Genomic DNA, 18,012 nt, shown 5'->3' with positions numbered 1-18,012 from the left:
GGCGTAACAGAAACATGTTACGGGTTGTTGCGACCTAATGGACTAAAGACGACAGTACCCTGTCGAAAAAATTGAGGTATATAATGACCAAGTCTAAGATCATCTACACGAAGACTGATGAAGCGCCAATGCTGGCGACTTATTCACTTCTTCCTATCATCCAGAAGTTTGCCGCAGCTGCAGATATCGACGTTGAGCTAAGCGATATTTCATTAGCTGCGCGTGTATTGGCAAATTTCCCTGAGTATCTTTCTGAAGAACAAAAAGTGCCAGACGCGTTAGCTGAACTGGGTGAGATGACCCAAGACCCGAACGTTAACATCATCAAGCTTCCAAACATCAGTGCCTCAATTCCTCAGCTTCGTGCAACGATCAAAGAATTAAACGACAAAGGCTTCAACGTACCAGCGTTCCCTGATGCACCAAAAAATGCTGAAGAAGAAGAAATTCGTGAGCGCTACGGTAAAGTACTAGGCAGTGCGGTAAACCCCGTATTGCGTGAAGGTAACTCTGACCGTCGTGCACCTACTGCTGTTAAAAACTATGCGCGTAAACACCCGCATTCAATGGGTGAGTGGTCTCAAGCATCTCGTTCACACGTAGCGCACATGCGCGGCGGCGACTTTTACTCTGGCGAGAAGTCAGTGACAGTTGAAAAAGACGGTCACGTTAGCATTGAGTTTACTGGCAAAGATGGTAGCAAGAAAACCCTTAAGCCTCGCGTAGATTTGCTTGCTGGCGAAGTGATCGACGGCATGTTCATGAGCAAAAAGGCGCTTTGCGAGTTCTTCGAAGAGCAAATTGAAGATGCGAAGAACACTGGCGTTCTATTCTCGTTGCACGTGAAAGCGACCATGATGAAGGTGTCTCACCCAATCGTGTTCGGTCACTGTGTAAAAGTATTCTACAAAGATCTATTCGACAAATGGGGCGACCTGTTTGAAGAGCTAGGTGTTAATCCAAACAATGGCCTTGGTAGCGTTTACGACAAAATTGCCAGCCTACCTGAAAGCCAGCGCTCTGAAATTCAAAAAGATATTAACGCATGTTATGCCGACCGTCCGCCAATTGCGATGGTTAACTCTGATAAAGGTATCTCGAACCTACACGTACCAAGTGACGTAATTGTAGATGCGTCTATGCCTGCGATGATCCGTAACTCTGGTCAAATGTGGGGACCAGATGGAAAGGCGCACGACACTAAAGCGGTTATCCCTGAAAGTACTTACGCCACCATTTACCAAGAAGTTATTAACTTCTGTAAGACACATGGTGCATTCGATCCAACAACAATGGGCACGGTGCCTAACGTTGGTCTAATGGCGCAGAAAGCAGAAGAGTACGGTTCGCACGATAAAACGTTTGAGCTAGAAGCTGATGGCACGGTATCAATTGTTGACCAAGACGGTAACGTACTTATTTCTCACGATGTTGAAGAAGGCGATATCTGGCGTATGTGTCAGGTGAAAGATGCACCTATTCAAGATTGGGTTAAGCTAGCGGTGACCCGTGCACGTCAATCGGGTATGCCAGCGGTATTTTGGCTAGATGATGAGCGTGCTCACGATGCGCAACTTATCAAGAAAGTTGAAAAGTACCTTCAAGACCACGATACAAACGGTCTAGACATTCAAATTATGTCTCCTGTACGCGCTATTCGCTATAGCATGGAACGTGCACTTCGCGGCTTAGATACTATTTCAGTAACAGGTAACGTACTTCGTGACTACCTAACTGACTTATTCCCAATTCTTGAGCTTGGTACAAGTGCTAAGATGCTATCAATAGTTCCATTAATGGCTGGTGGCGGTCTTTATGAAACAGGCGCAGGTGGTAGTGCACCTAAGCACGTGCAACAGTTTGTTGAAGAAGGTCATTTGCGTTGGGACTCACTAGGTGAATTCCTTGCTCTAGCGGTTTCGCTAGAAGATGTTGCTATTAAGCACAGCAATACCAAAGCGAAAATAATTGCTTCTGCGCTTGATAAAGCCACTGAGAAGTTACTTAACAATGGTAAGTCTCCGCTTCGTAAAGCAGGCCAGTTGGACAACCGTGGTAGCCATGTCTACCTAGGCTTATACTGGGCTGAAGAAGTAGCGAACCAAACGGAAGACGCAGATCTAGCAGCGCAGTTCAAGCCAGTGTATGAAGAGTTGTCTGCGAAAATTGACGACATCATGGCTGAAATTGATGCGACGCAAGGTAGCGCTCAAAATATTGGCGGTTACTACTACCCAGACGAAGATAAGCTTTTCGCAACAATGTCTCCTAGCAAGACGTTAAAAGCGATTCTAGACGCATAATAATATTGTCTAGACGTGGTTGTATTATTGCAGTTGCGTAAGCTTGCTAGATAACAGTTATTGTTTTCTAAATACACTATCGGAAAGCCCGCTTGTATAACAAGCGGGCTTTTTTTATGCCGTTTCTAGGTAAAAGGGCGGAATAAAAAGGGCAGAGTGAAAATAGTAAATTGCACAATAACAACGTATCTATACAGCAGAGTTAGAACACGGCGCAACCGCATTGTGAGCAAAGCATGCTGACTAAAAGGTATGAGAGTACTTATTTCAAAGAAATGTCAGCGTTAGCTATCTGTAGGTATTAGTTAGCGTAAACTTATTCTATGAATATCGGTAAGCTTAAAAATTTATAATAAAGCGAAAAGGGGAAAACAAAAGGCTTACATAAAAGAAGTGTTTGTAATTGTTTTTGTATAACAAAATTTAAAGACAGCGAAGTACATGACGCAAGATTGCACCCATTGCACTTGTTTGTGGCAAAAAACTTACGCCAAAAAATCAAAAGCCCGACGCTAGGGTCAGGCTTTTTAAATTCTTTTTTTAACGCTCTGGTTCTTCTTTGAAGCCAATGTTCTCAGCGTGTAAGCCTTTAGGGCCTTGCTGAACTTCGAACGTTACTTCCTGACCTGCTTTTAGCGAACGATAGCCTTCCATTTGAATCGTAGAGTAATGCGCGAAAATATCTTCACCACCATCCTCAGGCACGATAAATCCAAAACCCTTTGCGTTGTTAAACCATTTAACTTTGCCAACCGCCATACTTCGACTTCCTCTTAATCCTTGAACTCACGAGTATCTGCCCCCATTATAGATCCGGAGACATTGTGGAAAGAGTATTGACTATAGAAACTTTAAAGTGACTGCTTTAAAGTGACAAACGTGCAATACTCAAAACCACTATACAAAATGTAGATTTTTTAACCATATTATGTCAAGGGCAAATGTGAATAAATTTATACAAAAGTTTGTACACATATATGCCGGTATACCACTATTATTAAGTTATGAGTAAAGACAACGCTATTAGTATCGAAAAGGAAAAACAAAAAGACGCGCAGCGACAAAAGCCGCAGCCGCCTCCCATGTATAAAGTGTTGTTGAACAATGACGACTATACACCGATGGATTTTGTCATTGAGGTACTCAAAAAATTTTTCAATATGGACGATGAGAAAGCCAACCAACTTATGCTGACCGTTCATTATCAAGGAAAAGCCGTGTGTGGCATTTTTACTGCTGAGATAGCAGAGACAAAAGTGATGCAGGTTAATCAGTACGCACGCAAGCATCAGCATCCGCTGATGTGCACGATGGAGCAAGCATAAGGTTTTTTGTAGAGGGCGAGCAATATGTTAAATAAAGAATTAGAACAAACGTTAAACGATGCGTTTGTATTTGCCAGAGAGCACCGTCACGAGTTTATGACGGTTGAGCACTTGTTGTTGGCATTGCTTGATAACTCAGCTGCTCGCGATGCGCTTAAGGCTTGTGGTGCCGATATTGAGGCAATCAAAAGCGAACTTCTATCGTTTGTTAAGGATACCACGCCACTTATCTTAGATGACCAATTAAACGAGCGGGAAACACAGCCGACGCTGGGCTTCCAGCGTGTGCTTCAGCGTGCGGTATTTCACGTGCAGTCGTCAGGTAAAGATGAAGTAACCGGCGCCAACGTGCTAGTTGCTATTTTTAGCGAACAAGAATCGCAAGCCGTTTATATCCTCAAAAAATCTGACGTTACCCGATTAGATGTTGTGAATTTTATCAGTCATGGCGTTAGTAAAGCGGACGACGATGAGCCCGTTAACCCTGAAGCGGCTGAAGACGGTGAATCGGGTGAAGAGGGCGGTTCTGCATTAAGCAAATATGCCACTGACCTAAATCGTCATGCTAAGGACGGCAAAATTGACCCGCTTATAGGTCGCGATTCAGAAGTAGAACGCACAATTCAAATTCTGTGTCGTCGCCGTAAAAACAATCCACTACTTGTGGGGGAAGCGGGTGTAGGTAAAACTGCCATCGCGGAAGGTCTGGCGTACAGGATTGTAAACGATGACGTGCCTGACGTTATTGCAGAGAGCACCGTGTATTCACTTGATTTAGGCGGCCTATTAGCTGGCACCAAATACCGAGGCGACTTCGAAAAACGCTTAAAGGCAATATTGAAAGAGCTTGGTAAAGACAAACACGCCATTCTGTTCATCGATGAAATACATACGATCATTGGTGCCGGAGCGGCCTCAGGCGGCGTAATGGATGCGTCCAACTTGCTAAAGCCTAAACTATCTAGTGGTGAACTCCGCTGTATTGGCTCGACCACTTATCAAGAGTACCAAGGTATTTTTGAAAAAGACCGCGCCCTTGCTCGTCGCTTCCAAAAAGTAGATGTGACTGAACCAAGCGTGAGCGACACTACCAAAATACTACTTGGGCTTAAGAGCCGTTATGAAGAGCACCACAATGTGCGCTTTACACAAAAGGCGATTCAAGCGGCAGCTGAACTGTCAGCTAAATACATTAATGAGCGTCACCTTCCAGACAAAGCTATTGATGTTATGGACGAAGCCGGCGCTAGCCAGCGTCTGCTGCCACCGTCAAAACGCAAGAAGACAATCAATGTGGGCGACATTGAACAAATAATTGCAAAAATGGCGCGTATCCCTGAGAAGTCTGTATCGGCTTCTGACAAGGAGGTTCTTAAGAACCTAGGTCGTAACCTTAAGATGGTTGTCTTCGGCCAGGATAAAGCCATAGAGACGCTAAATGACGCTATTTTGTTATCGCGCTCAGGTTTGGGTAATGAAGCAAAGCCTATTGGTAGTTTCTTATTTGCGGGCCCTACCGGGGTGGGTAAAACAGAGGTAACACAACAGCTGGCGAAAACTATGGGCGTTGAGCTAGTGCGTTTTGATATGTCAGAGTACATGGAACGCCACGCAGTGAGCCGTCTTATTGGTGCTCCTCCAGGCTATGTAGGTTTTGACCAAGGTGGTTTACTAACAGACGCGGTAATCAAAAACCCGTATTCTGTAGTGCTTCTTGATGAGATTGAGAAAGCCCATAGCGATATATATAACATCCTCCTTCAAGTTATGGATCACGGAACGCTGACCGATAATAACGGCCGCAAAGTCGACTTCAGAAACGTCGTGTTGGTAATGACTACCAACGCAGGTGTGCAGGAAACGGTGCGTAAGTCTATTGGCTTTAAACAGCAAGACCACAGCCACGATGCAATGTCTGAAATAAACAAGGTGTTTACCCCTGAGTTTAGAAACCGTCTCGATGGTATTATTTGGTTTAACCACCTTGAGCCAGAGATTATTCTTCAAGTGGTTGATAAGTTCATTATCGAGCTTCAGGCGCAGCTTGACGTTAAAGGTGTGTCGCTAGAGGTAACCAGTGCTGCACGTGCTTACATGGCCGAGAAGGGCTATGACAAAGCGATGGGCGCACGTCCTATGGCTCGGGTTATTAAAGACGACCTTAAGAAGGAGTTGGCGAATGAGTTATTATTCGGCGAGCTATCTAAAGGCGGAAACGTGAAAGTAGATTGTGTTGACGACAAGCTAACCTTCGAATACTCAGGCGTTGATGCTAAGTCTGAAGAAGTAGAACCAAGCTAGAACAGTATATTAATACTGAGCAGTGACCAAGCGTAGCGTTAGGCAGTACAACTGTCGTTGTGTATCTTAACGCTATAGTTTCTTTTAGACGCTGTAACAATCAGATACGAAAAAGCCCGATAATGCTCGGGCTTTTTTTATGCGTTACCGCTTAAATGGCTCATTATCTTGCGCGATAAATGATACGACCTTTAGTCAAATCATAAGGAGTCATCTCGACGGTGACCTTATCGCCAGTAAGAATACGGATATAGTTCTTGCGCATTTTACCAGAGATGTGTGCAGTCACTACGTGACCGTTTTCTAGTTCAACGCGGAACATAGTGTTAGGTAGTGTGTCCAACACAGTACCTTCCATTTCAATACAATCTTCTTTTGCCATGTAAAGCAGTTACCTCAGTAATTCAAAATTTTTGCCGCGCAGACCTTACCCAATCTTGGGTGCGGTGTAAAGCAATTAAGTGTCTATTTTACTATTTTTGCTAAATAGATGCCATTCATTGTCACTAAACTGCTCAAATGGCGAAAATTTGTGTTTATAAGACATTTTTTTACAGCCATCTACGTAGTACCCCAGATAAACGTATCGATGGCCTAAACTCTTTGCTTGCTCAATTTGCATCAATATCATCCAAGTACCCAAAGAGGCTGAACTATAGTCGGGGTCAAAAAACGTGTAAAGCGCAGAAAGCGCTCCCATGTGCTCGTTGGCATCAACGATATCGGTTACAGCGACTGCAATAAGCTTGTCGCCATCATAGGCCTCTAAATAATGGGTTGTCATCCACTCACACAATACGAAATTATCAAACTGTGTTTTAGATGGCGGGTACATACTGCCGTCTGCATGACGCTCTGTAATATAGCGCTCATACAGTGGATAGTACGTTGATTTGGTTTTCTCAACGAGCTGAACGCTAAAACCCTTGTTGCTTTTGAGTAGCCGTTTCTGACTGCGAGAAGGCGTGAAATCGTGGACCGGTATTCGCACTGATTTACACGCTTGGCAGGCAGGGCAGTGGGGCCGGTAAATTTGCTCGCCGCTTCGACGGAAGCCCGCTTGTATCAGTTGTGAATATCGCCACGCCTGAAAATCATTATTTTCGGCGTACACTAACAACTGCTCTTGCTCATCAGGCAAATAGCTACATGAAAATGATTGCGTTATACCAAACTTCACGGAGTAATCACTCTTGGCTTCCAACGATTAAGGTAGTCTTCAGACAGCCTACCGTCTTCAGTTAAAGTGTGGTTGTTATTTTCGAGTTTTTCAATAAAGATTTCACGCGGTAACACGTTAGCACCTAACGACGACAAGTGTTCAGTAGGAAGCTGGCAATCGATAAACGCCATATCTTGAGATTTCATATGTTCGACCAAAGCCAACATAGCAAGCTTAGATGTGTTGCTTTCTGTATGGAACATAGACTCACCGCAATAAACTTTTCCTATTCCCACGCCATACAGACCGCCAACTAGCGTATCTCCGTTCCATACTTCTACCGAGTGCGCTAAACCCAAACCATTAAGCTGTCGATAGGCGCCAATCATGTCATCGGTTATCCAAGTTTCGCTGTTCAACTCTCCCGTATTGGGGTTCTTACGGGGTGTCGATGAACAGGCCTCTATCACCCGGTCGAACGCATGATTTAAGGTTACCCTATACTTTTTCTTACGAGCGAGTTTCTTAAGGCTTTTCGATGCAACAAAATTGTCGAGTTCGATAATGGCTCTTGGGTCAGGTGACCACCACAACAAAGGTTCGTCGTCGCTAAACCAAGGGAATATTCCTTGCGAATAAGCTGAAAATAAACGGGCTGGGCTGAGGTCGCCACCAAACGCTAACAGGCCGTTGGGGTCTTCCAATGCGGTATCGACAGAAGGGAAGGGAGCGCCTTCTTCTATGTAGTGTAACGCTATCATAATTCAGCCAGAAAAAAGCCCCACAGAATTGTAGGGCTTAGGTGTAGAGTATTAACCTTGCTCAGGCATGGTACCGTCTAGGTACTTTTCGGCGTCTAACGCAGCCATACAGCCAGTTCCGGCTGATGTAATAGCTTGACGATAAATGTGGTCGCTCACGTCACCCGCGGCAAATACACCTTCAACGCTAGTTTGAGTTGCGTTTCCGTTAGTTCCACTATTCACTACGATATAGCCATCTTTCATTTCTAGTTGGCCATCGAAGATATCAGTGTTTGGCTTGTGGCCGATAGCCACGAAAAGACCCATAACATCAATCTCTTCTGTCGCCTCACTGTTGGTATCTTTGATACGAACTTTGGTTACGCCCATCTCATCACCAAGCACTTCATCAAGGGTACGATTTAGGTGAAGGACCACGTTGCCATTCTCAGCTTTTTCGCGAAGACGCTTCTCTAGAATTTTTTCGCTTCTAAAGCTGTCTCTTCTATGGATAACGTGTACTTCTGAAGCAATGTTCGAAAGGTAAAGTGCTTCTTCAACAGCCGTGTTACCACCACCGATAACCGCTACTTTTTGATTGCGGTAGAAGAAACCGTCACAGGTTGCACAGGCAGATACACCTTTACCCATAAAGGCTTGTTCTGACTCTAGGCCTAGATATTTAGCAGAGGCACCTGTTGCAATAATTAATGCGTCACAGGTATAGGTACCACTGTCACCGTAAAGGGTGAACGGGCGCTTAGAAAAGTCAGTTTTGTTGATATGATCGAAAATAATTTCGGTATCAAACTTTTCTGCATGCTTTTGCATACGAACCATTAGATCAGGACCCGTAAGTCCTTCTGGATCGCCCGGCCAGTTTTCTACTTCAGTGGTGGTAGTAAGCTGTCCGCCTTGTTGAATACCAGTTAACAATACAGGTTCAAGGTTTGCACGTGCAGCATAAACCGCCGCTGAATAACCCGCAGGGCCTGAACCTAAGATAAGTAGACGGACGTGTCTGCTTTCTGCCATTTTCCTCTCCAAATAATTCACCCGTTATGGGTTACTTATAAAATTCTCTTAGAAAGCTAGGTAGGGGCGAAAATTCGTAAATCAAGCTCAATACCCAGTTACTTTTATTATAGTAATCTGCCAGCGCATTATCTGCAGGTCGTTAGATAGTTGTGTTAACAAAAGTAACAACTAAGCCATACAAGACTATGTTCAGGCTAAAGCGCTATATGATGCCTTCAAGTGCTAAAAATGTCACTTAAAGATAGGCTCAATTTATACCTTTTAATTATTACGATGCTTTTAACTTTGTAGTACCTTTTAAGCATAACCACTGAATCGATGTGCCGAAGGCATCTAAAAAGTAAGCCAGAACGTAACTAAACTACAGTGGGTTCGCAGAAGCGCTTTACCGCGTCTTAGACAAAACTTAATTACCCAAAGCGTTATCTTATTTGATAAAATGTTCTATATCGCGGGTTCTTCATAAGAGGCGCTGCATTGAACGTAAAAAAGAAAACGGGTGAAAATCACGCAACTAAATTGTAATAGATAAAAAGCAGTTTACAATTTAACTATACCCATCTGAGAACGAAGAGGTGAACCATGTCTCAATCAGTAATGACAATGTTGAAAAACGGTCAGCAGTACATGAAGACATGGCCTGTGAGAAAAGAACTTTATGCCTTCTTCCCAGAATGCCGGGTTGTTGCAGCCACTAAGTTTGCTATCAAAACTATGCCACCGGTTGCTATGTTGTCGTGTGCCCTTTTGTACCAAAACTTAGGCTCCGATTACCTTCCTCAAACTATTACAATAGGTGCTTTCTTTCTAAGCTTACCTATGCAGGGCTTGCTCTGGTTAGGGCATCGTTCGGATCAGTATCTTCCACCTCAGCTAAAAAGCTGGTACCAGGAAATTCACTCTAAAATGCGCACCCAGGGAGTGAATATCAGTAATGCTAAGTCTAAGCCTAAATACAGGGAACTAGCTCAGCTTCTTAAAACGGCCTTCAACGACTTAGATAACGCGTTTACCAAGCACTGGTTTAATTAAAACTACCAGTTGTTTCAAAGCTCTCGTAGCCTGTTAATAGTAGTTTAGCTATTAGGCAAACTTTTGTCCGATAAATGAAAATTTTTAGGTGGCTCGCAGCTGTTTATGCGGCTCGTAGCGGGGCCTGACATTTCCGACATTTGTACAGTGTGCCTTTTAAAATATTATTGTGTCTGCGCGTAGATAACGCATAGGTGTCGCAGTCGCAAACATATTGGTAGGTTTTTGTTACGCGTTTCACATCGAACTGATGTGTGGCTGCAGGCGCACGGTTAAAAACACCACGCATAACCGATTGCCATTCTCTGCCGTGGGGTTGAACCCTTCCAAACAACGTCCATACCAGTAAATGACTCACTTCGTGCGGAATCACGTCGTTTATAAAGGCGTCGACGTTTTCTTTGAAAAGTATTGGGTGAAAGTTAAGGCGGTTTTGCTGTAGAAACGCCGTTCCTGCATTTCTACCAGAACGTCTAAACGTAATAGCAGGGCGTTCAAACTTCCGGTTGAAGTAACGTTCTGCTTGCTCAAAACAATAAAAAACAGCGCCGGTAATAACGCGACGCTGTTCGTCATTTAGATCATTTGAAGCGATGTGTCTGTCTCACTCTATGTCTTTAAGTAGTTAACTGTACTTAATGTTAACTACTCGACATCACAAGGTAAACACAGCACATAAGTTCCTTTAGGATCGTTAAGCTTATTAACTAAACTAAACTCTTTAAGTACGCGTTTAAACTCGTTAACTAGCGATGAGTCGGCGTGAGCAAACTGCCACTTTCCTACGAACATCATGGCTTGACCGAAAAACTCTTTCCAGAAAATTTCCTGTGCGGTTAACGTGCGTTGTACATAGAAGGTGTCATAGTTCTCAAGTTCTGCAATCTCTGCGGCGGCAGCCACAGCGTCATCAAGTGTTCCTAACTGGTCAACTAAGCCTAGCTCGATTGCATCTTCACCAATCCATACGCGACCTTGTGCAACGCTATCCACTTCTTCAACCGACATACCACGAGCGTTAGAAACTAGCGATAAGAAGTTACCGTAGGTATTTTCAACGTTGCGCTGAAGAATTTGACCAAACTCTGGTGCAAGAGGGCGCACAGTAGAAAAGCCAGCAAGTTCTGTTGAGCCTACACCATCACTGTGAATGCCTAAATAATCGAGTGAGTTTTCGTAGGTCATAAACATACCAAACACGCCGATAGAGCCTGTAATAGTGCTTGGGCTTGCAATAATCCTGTCGGTACTTGCTGCTATCCAATAGCCACCCGATGCCGCGTAGGTGCTCATAGACGCGATAACGGGCTTACCCGCTTGTTGAAGCTGTAATACTTCCTGGCGAATAATTTCAGAGGCAAACGCACTGCCTCCGGGAGAATCTATTTGAAGTACAACGGCTTTAACGTTGTCATCTAAGCGCGCTTTTCTCAATAGGCGAGCGGTACTGTCGCCGCCAATTGTGCCCGCTTTTTGGTTGCCGTCTAAAATAGTGCCTTTAGCAACAACGATGGCCACTTTATCCATGTCTGATTCTATAACAGGCATAGGTGGGTTAACGACTTTAAGGTAGGATTTAAACGTAGTGAGATTTACACCCTGCTCGTTATCACCTTCGCCCACTAGTTCGGTTAATTCTAGTCTTACTTCTTCGCGAGTTTTCAAGGCATCAACCCAATTGTTTTCAAGCGCATACTGGGCGAAGTCACCACCTGCCGCTTTAAATTTTGCTAATAAGCCCTGAAGTGTTTCATCAAAATTTGCTTCATCAATACCGCGAGCGGTGGCAACGTCAGCTTTATATTGTGCCCAATAGCCGTCTAACCATTGCTTTTCAGCTTCTTTCGCTTCCTCAGACATATCGTTTCGCATGATAGGCTCAACAGCAGATTTATACGTACCTACACGGAAGATATGGGTGGTTACTTTTAGCTTCTCAAGCATGTCTTTGAAGTACATGCCGTAGCGCCCGTAACCTTCAAACATTAAACCGCCCATTGGGTTTAGGTAGATGTTGTCTGCGTGTGCCGCTAAATAATATTGGTCTTGAGAGAAGTAATCGCCAATGGCGTAAACCGGCTTTTCTGATTCTTTAAACGCATCGATAGCGTTCGCGACAGTGCGCAGTTTATCTAAACCGCCTCCTGTTAACCCATGGAGGTCAAGCACAAGGGCTTTTATGCGACGGTCTTTCTTGGCATTTTCCAAAACCTTTATGACATCGCGAACGAGCACTTCAGGATTTTCTGGCTCGCTACCAAGCGACTCCTGCAAAAACTGCTCAAATGGGTCAATACTTTCCTTTTCGATAACTAGCTTACCGTTCAAAGTAAGAAACAGCGCGCTATCTTTATTCACTGATAAGGGCTCATCGTCCTGACCGGCAATGGCGATAATCAATCCAACAAAAATAACAATGAATATCACATTAAAGAAAAGTTTGCGGGTGAAGTTAAGCACCGTCCACAAGCCAATAAACAAGGATTTAGTCCAATTTCCTTTGGCTGCCATTTTTATCACTACCTTTTTTGAATTAACTAATCAGAGCAAGATGTAACAGGTGTATCAAGCCCAGTGTACTGCATCCTATTATGTTACCTAAATCGAGTAAGATCGCGAACTTAATTGTAATTTTTTGTAAGCACTTTTGGATTGAGTATTGCCAGTGTAGAAATTCACATTAAAAACATCACTGGTTAGTGTAGGTCATTGGTTTGTTTCATCCTGCGCTAGCCACTTACTAATTAACTTAGCTATGCGAGTATGATCTTCTTCGCTCATCACCATGAGAAGCTTGCCGTTACGCGCTTTGTAGTTTGTTTTTCCTTGGCCTTTTCGCATTATTCGAGAGAAGGGAGAGGGCCTATTTTTGTGAGGTGAAATTTTTTTCATAAAGCGCCGTTCTTATTTTCTAAGCACACCGAATAGGCAAAACGATGACACACCTCTATCAACAATTTGTTACACGGCTACAAGTAGCCGAGGGCATCCCATTACTTTTAATACGCCTATATCTAGCACCTGTGATGATACAGGCTGGATGGAATAAAGCATCTAGTTTCGACAGTATAGTCGACTGGTTCGGGAACGACGATTACGGCCTTGGATTACCCATGCCGCTGGTCATGGCATTTCTGGCTACAGCCGCTGAGCTAGTAGGTGGTATTTTGTTGTTGTTTGGCGCTTTAACGCGATTGGTCAGTATACCTCTTATGATAACTATGGTCGTGGCCATGGTAAGCGTACATGCTGACAATGGATGGTTAGCCATAGCGGACGCGTCGTCATGGTTAGCAGACGGTACTATCTTATTAAATGAGAGCATTATGGCTGCGCCAGAAAAGTTGTCGGCCGCTAAGTCGTTGTTACAAGAGCATGGTCACTATGATTGGCTAACCTCAAGCGGTAATTTTGTTGTACTTAATAACGGTATCGAGTTCGCGGCCACCTATTTCGTCATGTTGTTAGTTTTGTTTATTTATGGCGGTGGGCGTTTTGTCAGCATAGACTACTATTTGAGTAAATTGTTTAGTCGCAAAATGGATTAATTTAGCGATTATTCACCATCACGATATTCATGTTGATAGGCCGGAATTTTCTGGTCTTTTTTGTTTTTCAGCCGTAGGATCTACCACATAGTACCGGTATGCTTTCAACTCTGTTATACCATTTTAATTACGCGCTAGCATATGGACCAATAACCATATGAGTGAAAAAAGTAGGGACGTAAATGGACGCATTAACATTATTACTTAATAGAAGTTCTCAGCCGCGATTGGAAGCACCTGCTCCAAGTGGTGATGCCCTAGAAAATATCATGCAGGCAGCGCTTCGAGCGCCAGATCACGCGTGCTTGACGCCGTGGCGATTCATTGTATGTACAGGTAAGGGCCTAGATAAACTAGGCGCTCTTTATGAACAATCAGCGATAAAAAATGGGAAGTCACAGAAGGAAATTGAGCGAGCAGTTCAACTCCCTAAACGCGCTCCTATGATAATCGTTGCTATTGCAAAATATATTGAGCACGAAAAAGTACCGCGTGTGGAACAAATTGCCTCTGCAAGCTGCGGTGTGATGGCCATGCAAATGGCAGCCGTCGCACAGGGGTTTAACGGGATGTGGCGCTCCGGGGGCTATGCGCACTGTGAGACGGTAAGGAACGGATTAGGTTTAAGCGAAGAGGATGAACTAGTCGGTTTCCTATATTTGGGAACGCCAGCGTTTGAACCCGCACCTAAGCCGCAGAGAAATAGTGATGACTACTTTGAATATTGGCAGTAAGCGATAGTTTTCTAACTAAGTCACTACAATATTCAACATACATAGCGAGCTGTTTATAATAAAGGTCTGTTGTTGCTAATACTTAACAACAGACCTGACATAATCTCTAGAACGATAGATTCACATTGTAACCCGCGAACTTTCTAATGTTGATAACGCGATCGCCATCTAGCATCCAATACTGACCCTTAACGCCCTGCAATACACCGCTAAATGACGGGTCCTTATCAAGATTCAAAGACTTTATCTTTACCGGGTATTCTTCGACAGGGTAGTGAATGTCGTGTATTGGTGTAGACACTTCTGAGACAGACTGAAGCCCTTTTTCTTGTTTTAGCGTCTCTAAATCATTTTCAATTTTGCTCATTAGCTCTGTTTTCACTTGCTCTAAATCGACCTCGTCGGGCTTTCCTTTAAGCATGGTTCGCCAATTGGTTTTATCTGCAATATGGTCTTTACATAACGTTTCAACTAACCCACTTGTCAGTCTGTCGGGCACGCGCAACATAACGGTTGCTTGGGTTGCGCCTTGGTCCATCCAGCGTGTAGATACACCATCAGTGACTTGGCGGGTAATGCCTACTTTGACGGTTCCGGTATTTGCTAAGTAAACAAAGTGTTCGCTGAAGCAATGTTCTTCACCCCATTGAGGCTCTCTGCACGTACCTTCGTGATAGTGGCACTTTTCTGGTTTGATAATACAGCTGTCGCATTGAGCTAGTGAAATTAAGCAGGGGTAGCAATACCCTTGGTTAAAACTCTTTTTAGTTTTACGGTTGCAGTGAACACAGTTAATTTCACCGGTAAAAGTAACGGACACCTCTTTACCGATAAGCTCGTTAATATCTAACAATGCATCGCCAATAGGCAGTGTATAGTTAACCTTGTTATTTTCGTCTGCAGAGGTACGCATCTTTTTCAGCATACCTGAATAGTTTGTTGTCACTTTTTAAACCTTTACTCTTTGAAATCTTTTTTACTTGGCACTATTGCTACGTTTTAAATAAAGCTACATTTTAAATAAAGCCTTTAGCATTAACCCCTTATAGAAGCTTAGTCGCTTAATTCGCCACGCAGATTTTGCGTTAGCAACTTACAGACATCTTCAAAAGGAAGCCCTTTACTTAATAAATAGTGCAGTTTGGCAAGAGCAGCTTCAGGCGTCATATCACTACCCGACAATACGCCAACTTCCTGCAAACCGTGACCTGTAGCATAACCACCCATATTCACGCGACCGCGCATACATTGGGTGCAATTTAAAACAGGTATTTCACGGGATTTAGCGTATTTAAGCTGCGCAATAAGCTCAGGGTTCTGGGGGGCATTCCCCACGCCGTAGCTAAGTAAGATTAGCGCGTTTACAGGTTGCTGCAGGGTGTTTTTAATCACCTCTGGTGCAATGCCTGGATATAAACTTACCATGCCGATAGGCTGCGCCGTTACACTAGAAACTTTTAAGCTGTTGGTAGGGGCTTTCGCTAGTTCCCCTGCTTTAAGACGGATATTAATGCCAGCCTCTAATAAAGGAGGGAAGTTAGGCGAGTCAAATGCGCTAAATCCGTCTGCATCCACTTTGCGGCTGCGGTTACCCCGTAATAGCCGGTTATTAAAGAAAAGTCCGACCTCAGCGATAGGGAAGTTCGCAGCTACAAATAATGCATTAAGTAGGTTAACTTGGCCGTCTGAACGAAGCTCAGCTAAAGGAATTTGTGACCCCGTTACTATCACTGGCTTACACAAGTCTTCTAGCATAAAGCTTAGCGCTGAGGCAGTGTAAGCCATGGTGTCGGTGCCATGCAAAATAATGAAGCCGTCATACTTGTCGTAGTTATCAGCGATATCATCGGCAATACGCTGCCAATCCGTAGGATCCATATCTGAAGAATCGATGAGATTGTCGTATTCATGTAGCGTAAAAAGGGGCATCTCAGAACGATGAAACTCTGGCATATTTTTAAGCGTTTCTGATAAGAAGCCTGCGGCTGGAACATAGCCCTGTTTAGATGGCTTCATACCAATTGTTCCGCCTGTATAGGCGATATAAATATGTTTGCGCATGAGAATGCTCTTACCCTTAAAGGCCCTAAAAAAAGGGGATGCGTAGTTTGTGGGCATTCTAACAATACCTACGGGTTTGTCACCCAGAAATAGAGGCATAAAAAAAGCGGTGAGGATCACCGCTTTTTGTCACTATTACCAGTTTACGTCTTTTCTTCGAAACGCAAACTAAATGGGCGACTTATAAATTAACTACAACTCATTTACTTCGTCTTATTTAACTTCCTTGCCCGCTGCCTGTTGGTCGGCGTGGTAGCTAGAGCGAACCATAGGGCCGCATGCCGCATGGGTGAAGCCAATTTCTTTAGCATAGTCACCTAAAGCATCGAATTCTTTCGGGTGAACATAACGTTTAACCGGGTAGTGATGACGGCTTGGCTGGAGGTATTGACCTAAAGTAAGCATATCCACATTGTGAGCACGTAAATCATCAAGTACACCTTGAATCTCTTCGTTCTCTTCACCCATTCCCATCATGAGGCCTGACTTAGTCATAACATCTGGGTGCTGTGCTTTGAACTTTTTAAGTAAATCTAGTGACCATTGGTAGTTTGCACCTGGACGACACTCGCGGTATAAGCGTGGAATGGTTTCAAGGTTGTGGTTGAATACATCGGGTACGCCGTTCTTAAAAATCTCTAGCGCACGGTCCATACGTCCACGAAAATCAGGAACTAACACTTCAATAGTTGTCGAAGGGCTGTGCTCGCGAATTGCGTTAATGCAGTCTACGAAATGTTGAGCTCCGCCGTCGCGAAGATCATCGCGGTCAACCGAAGTAATAACCACATAACGCAGGTTCATTTCAGCGATGGTTTTGGCGAGCTTTTCAGGTTCTTCGGCGCTAGGCGGAAGCGGCTTACCATGGGCTACGTCACAGAAAGGGCATCGGCGGGTACAAATGTCGCCCAAAATCATGAAGGTGGCGGTACCGTGATTAAAACACTCTGCTAGGTTAGGGCAGCTTGCTTCTTCACACACCGAGTGAAGATTATTTTTGCGCAGGGTCTTCTTAATGTGGTCAATCTTCTCGGTAGTACGAGGAAGCTTGATTTTGATCCACTCAGGCTTGCGCAGCATTTCTTCCTTTTCTGTAGGAATAATGGTGACGGGTATGTGTTTTACTTTTTCATCATCGCGAAGTTTTACCCCCGCTTGAGGTCGTGCGTTACTCATCAAAACCTTCTTTATATGTTGGCTGTGCAAGGGAAAGCGCTTCTAGCAACAAGTGCGTTAATTCCTTACCAGCGGTTTCAAGTGTCGTTGGACCATTAAGGCGCGCGGTATCGATCATTTCCATACCGGCGTAACCACATGGGTTGATACGCTGAAACGGTGATAGATCCATATTAACATTTAAAGCCAAGCCGTGAAACGAGCAGCCATTACGTATTCTTAAACCTAGCGAACAGACTTTCTTCTCGTCGACGTATACCCCAGGCGCGTCGGGCTTTGGATAGGCCTTAACATTATACTTGGCAAGTAGTCCGACCACTGCTTCTTCCATCGCAGTGACTAAATGACGTACGCCTAGCTTACGGCGCTTTATGTTGAGCATCAGATAAATGACCTGCTGACCCGGGCCGTGGTAAGTAACTTGACCACCACGGTCTACCTGAACAACGGGAATATCACCAGGCATCAAAATATGCTCAGCTTTACCTGCTTGCCCTTGAGTAAATACCGCATCGTGTTCTACAAGCCATATTTCATCTAGCGTGTTCTGGTCGCGCTCATCAGTAAAGCGCTTCATCGCCTCAAAGAT

The 18,012-nt window shown here is 44.2% G+C and carries 18 protein-coding genes; 6 read left to right on the top strand and 12 right to left on the bottom strand.

What is annotated here, in order from left to right; translation table 11 throughout:
• The first annotated feature begins 83 nt into the window (after positions 1-83).
• Positions 84-2,303 carry an NADP-dependent isocitrate dehydrogenase gene (locus D1814_RS18435; protein ID WP_118495107.1) on the top strand — a complete coding sequence of 740 codons (2,220 nt, stop codon included), beginning with the start codon at positions 84-86 and terminating at the stop codon, positions 2,301-2,303.
• A 540-nt stretch (positions 2,304-2,843) separates the two neighbouring features.
• On the opposite strand, the gene cspD is transcribed toward D1814_RS18435, so the two are convergent.
• The gene (gene cspD / locus D1814_RS18430; protein WP_014949330.1) at positions 2,844-3,062 is read right to left on the bottom strand and encodes a cold shock domain-containing protein CspD; all 219 of its coding nucleotides are present in this window, start codon (positions 3,060-3,062) and stop codon (positions 2,844-2,846) included.
• A gap of 245 nt (positions 3,063-3,307) precedes the next feature.
• On the opposite strand from cspD, the gene clpS reads away from it, so the two are divergent.
• Positions 3,308-3,628, top strand: a complete 321-nt coding sequence (gene clpS / locus D1814_RS18425; protein WP_118495106.1) for an ATP-dependent Clp protease adapter ClpS — start codon at positions 3,308-3,310, stop codon at positions 3,626-3,628.
• Between the two features lie 24 nt (positions 3,629-3,652).
• A complete protein-coding gene (clpA, locus tag D1814_RS18420) occupies positions 3,653-5,929 on the top strand; it encodes an ATP-dependent Clp protease ATP-binding subunit ClpA (protein ID WP_118495105.1) in 2,277 nt (758 codons plus the stop codon).
• 163 nt (positions 5,930-6,092) lie between these two features.
• Here clpA and infA read toward each other — a convergent pair whose 3' ends face one another.
• The 4 genes from infA to trxB all read right to left on the bottom strand — a co-directional run bounded on the left by infA (position 6,093) and on the right by trxB (position 8,869).
• Entirely contained in the window at positions 6,093-6,311 is a 219-nt protein-coding gene (infA, locus tag D1814_RS18415; RefSeq protein WP_008844395.1) for a translation initiation factor IF-1, read from the bottom strand.
• Positions 6,312-6,386: 75 nt separating this feature from the next.
• Entirely contained in the window at positions 6,387-7,109 is a 723-nt protein-coding gene (locus D1814_RS18410; protein WP_118495104.1) for an arginyltransferase, read from the bottom strand.
• Positions 7,106-7,852, bottom strand: a complete 747-nt coding sequence (gene aat / locus D1814_RS18405; protein ID WP_118495103.1) for a leucyl/phenylalanyl-tRNA--protein transferase — start codon at positions 7,850-7,852, stop codon at positions 7,106-7,108. The genes D1814_RS18410 and aat overlap by 4 nt, the downstream gene beginning before the upstream one ends.
• 51 nt (positions 7,853-7,903) lie before the next feature.
• Positions 7,904-8,869: a thioredoxin-disulfide reductase gene (gene trxB, locus D1814_RS18400; protein ID WP_118495102.1), complete on the bottom strand. Its 966-nt coding sequence runs from the start codon at positions 8,867-8,869 to the stop codon at positions 7,904-7,906.
• A gap of 585 nt (positions 8,870-9,454) precedes the next feature.
• Between trxB and yfbV the strand changes: the two genes are divergently transcribed.
• Entirely contained in the window at positions 9,455-9,904 is a 450-nt protein-coding gene (gene yfbV / locus D1814_RS18395) for a terminus macrodomain insulation protein YfbV (protein WP_118495101.1), read from the top strand.
• Between the two features lie 103 nt (positions 9,905-10,007).
• Here yfbV and D1814_RS18390 read toward each other — a convergent pair whose 3' ends face one another.
• From D1814_RS18390 to D1814_RS18380, 3 genes are all read right to left on the bottom strand, one after another.
• A complete protein-coding gene (locus D1814_RS18390; RefSeq protein ID WP_197025475.1) occupies positions 10,008-10,460 on the bottom strand; it encodes a SprT family zinc-dependent metalloprotease in 453 nt (150 codons plus the stop codon).
• An 89-nt stretch (positions 10,461-10,549) separates the two neighbouring features.
• Complete coding sequence (gene sppA / locus D1814_RS18385; protein ID WP_118495100.1) at positions 10,550-12,415, bottom strand: signal peptide peptidase SppA; 1,866 nt, start codon at positions 12,413-12,415, stop codon at positions 10,550-10,552.
• Positions 12,416-12,610: 195 nt separating this feature from the next.
• A complete protein-coding gene (locus tag D1814_RS18380; RefSeq protein WP_118495099.1) occupies positions 12,611-12,796 on the bottom strand; it encodes a hypothetical protein in 186 nt (61 codons plus the stop codon).
• 44 nt (positions 12,797-12,840) lie between these two features.
• Between D1814_RS18380 and D1814_RS18375 the strand changes: the two genes are divergently transcribed.
• Both D1814_RS18375 and D1814_RS18370 read left to right on the top strand, forming a co-directional pair.
• The gene (locus D1814_RS18375; RefSeq protein ID WP_118495098.1) at positions 12,841-13,452 is read left to right on the top strand and encodes an HvfX family Cu-binding RiPP maturation protein; all 612 of its coding nucleotides are present in this window, start codon (positions 12,841-12,843) and stop codon (positions 13,450-13,452) included.
• A gap of 182 nt (positions 13,453-13,634) precedes the next feature.
• The gene (locus D1814_RS18370; RefSeq protein ID WP_118495097.1) at positions 13,635-14,186 is read left to right on the top strand and encodes an NAD(P)H nitroreductase; all 552 of its coding nucleotides are present in this window, start codon (positions 13,635-13,637) and stop codon (positions 14,184-14,186) included.
• A 106-nt stretch (positions 14,187-14,292) separates the two neighbouring features.
• Here D1814_RS18370 and D1814_RS18365 read toward each other — a convergent pair whose 3' ends face one another.
• The 4 genes from D1814_RS18365 to lipB all read right to left on the bottom strand — a co-directional run bounded on the left by D1814_RS18365 (position 14,293) and on the right by lipB (position 18,000).
• Complete coding sequence (locus tag D1814_RS18365; RefSeq protein ID WP_118495096.1) at positions 14,293-15,132, bottom strand: DUF2797 domain-containing protein; 840 nt, start codon at positions 15,130-15,132, stop codon at positions 14,293-14,295.
• 107 nt (positions 15,133-15,239) lie between these two features.
• Positions 15,240-16,247, bottom strand: coding sequence for an asparaginase (gene ansA, locus D1814_RS18360; protein ID WP_118495095.1), 1,008 nt, complete (start codon positions 16,245-16,247; stop codon positions 15,240-15,242).
• A gap of 213 nt (positions 16,248-16,460) precedes the next feature.
• The gene (gene lipA / locus D1814_RS18355) at positions 16,461-17,423 is read right to left on the bottom strand and encodes a lipoyl synthase (protein WP_118495094.1); all 963 of its coding nucleotides are present in this window, start codon (positions 17,421-17,423) and stop codon (positions 16,461-16,463) included.
• Positions 17,416-18,000, bottom strand: a complete 585-nt coding sequence (gene lipB / locus D1814_RS18350; protein WP_442857725.1) for a lipoyl(octanoyl) transferase LipB — start codon at positions 17,998-18,000, stop codon at positions 17,416-17,418. Before lipB ends, lipA begins: the two co-directional genes overlap by 8 nt.
• Between the last annotated feature and the right edge of the window lie 12 nt (positions 18,001-18,012).

It is taken from the genome of Alteromonas sp. BL110 (assembly GCF_003443615.1).
Classification (GTDB): Bacteria; Pseudomonadota; Gammaproteobacteria; order Enterobacterales; family Alteromonadaceae; genus Alteromonas.
This window is presented reverse-complemented; position numbering and strand designations above follow the sequence as displayed.

Coding starts and splice junctions, on each gene's coding strand:
- D1814_RS18435 (WP_118495107.1), top strand. CDS start 84: ATGACCAAGTCTAAGATCATCTACACGAAGACTGATGAAGCGCCAATG.
- D1814_RS18380 (WP_118495099.1), bottom strand. CDS start 12,796: ATGAAAAAAATTTCACCTCACAAAAATAGGCCCTCTCCCTTCTCTCGA.
- aat (WP_118495103.1), bottom strand. CDS start 7,852: ATGATAGCGTTACACTACATAGAAGAAGGCGCTCCCTTCCCTTCTGTC.
- D1814_RS18370 (WP_118495097.1), top strand. CDS start 13,635: ATGGACGCATTAACATTATTACTTAATAGAAGTTCTCAGCCGCGATTG.
- lipB (WP_442857725.1), bottom strand. CDS start 18,000: ATGAAGCGCTTTACTGATGAGCGCGACCAGAACACGCTAGATGAAATA.
- clpS (WP_118495106.1), top strand. CDS start 3,308: ATGAGTAAAGACAACGCTATTAGTATCGAAAAGGAAAAACAAAAAGAC.
- lipA (WP_118495094.1), bottom strand. CDS start 17,423: ATGAGTAACGCACGACCTCAAGCGGGGGTAAAACTTCGCGATGATGAA.
- yfbV (WP_118495101.1), top strand. CDS start 9,455: ATGTCTCAATCAGTAATGACAATGTTGAAAAACGGTCAGCAGTACATG.
- cspD (WP_014949330.1), bottom strand. CDS start 3,062: ATGGCGGTTGGCAAAGTTAAATGGTTTAACAACGCAAAGGGTTTTGGA.
- D1814_RS18375 (WP_118495098.1), top strand. CDS start 12,841: ATGACACACCTCTATCAACAATTTGTTACACGGCTACAAGTAGCCGAG.
- sppA (WP_118495100.1), bottom strand. CDS start 12,415: ATGGCAGCCAAAGGAAATTGGACTAAATCCTTGTTTATTGGCTTGTGG.
- trxB (WP_118495102.1), bottom strand. CDS start 8,869: ATGGCAGAAAGCAGACACGTCCGTCTACTTATCTTAGGTTCAGGCCCT.
- infA (WP_008844395.1), bottom strand. CDS start 6,311: ATGGCAAAAGAAGATTGTATTGAAATGGAAGGTACTGTGTTGGACACA.
- ansA (WP_118495095.1), bottom strand. CDS start 16,247: ATGCGCAAACATATTTATATCGCCTATACAGGCGGAACAATTGGTATG.
- clpA (WP_118495105.1), top strand. CDS start 3,653: ATGTTAAATAAAGAATTAGAACAAACGTTAAACGATGCGTTTGTATTT.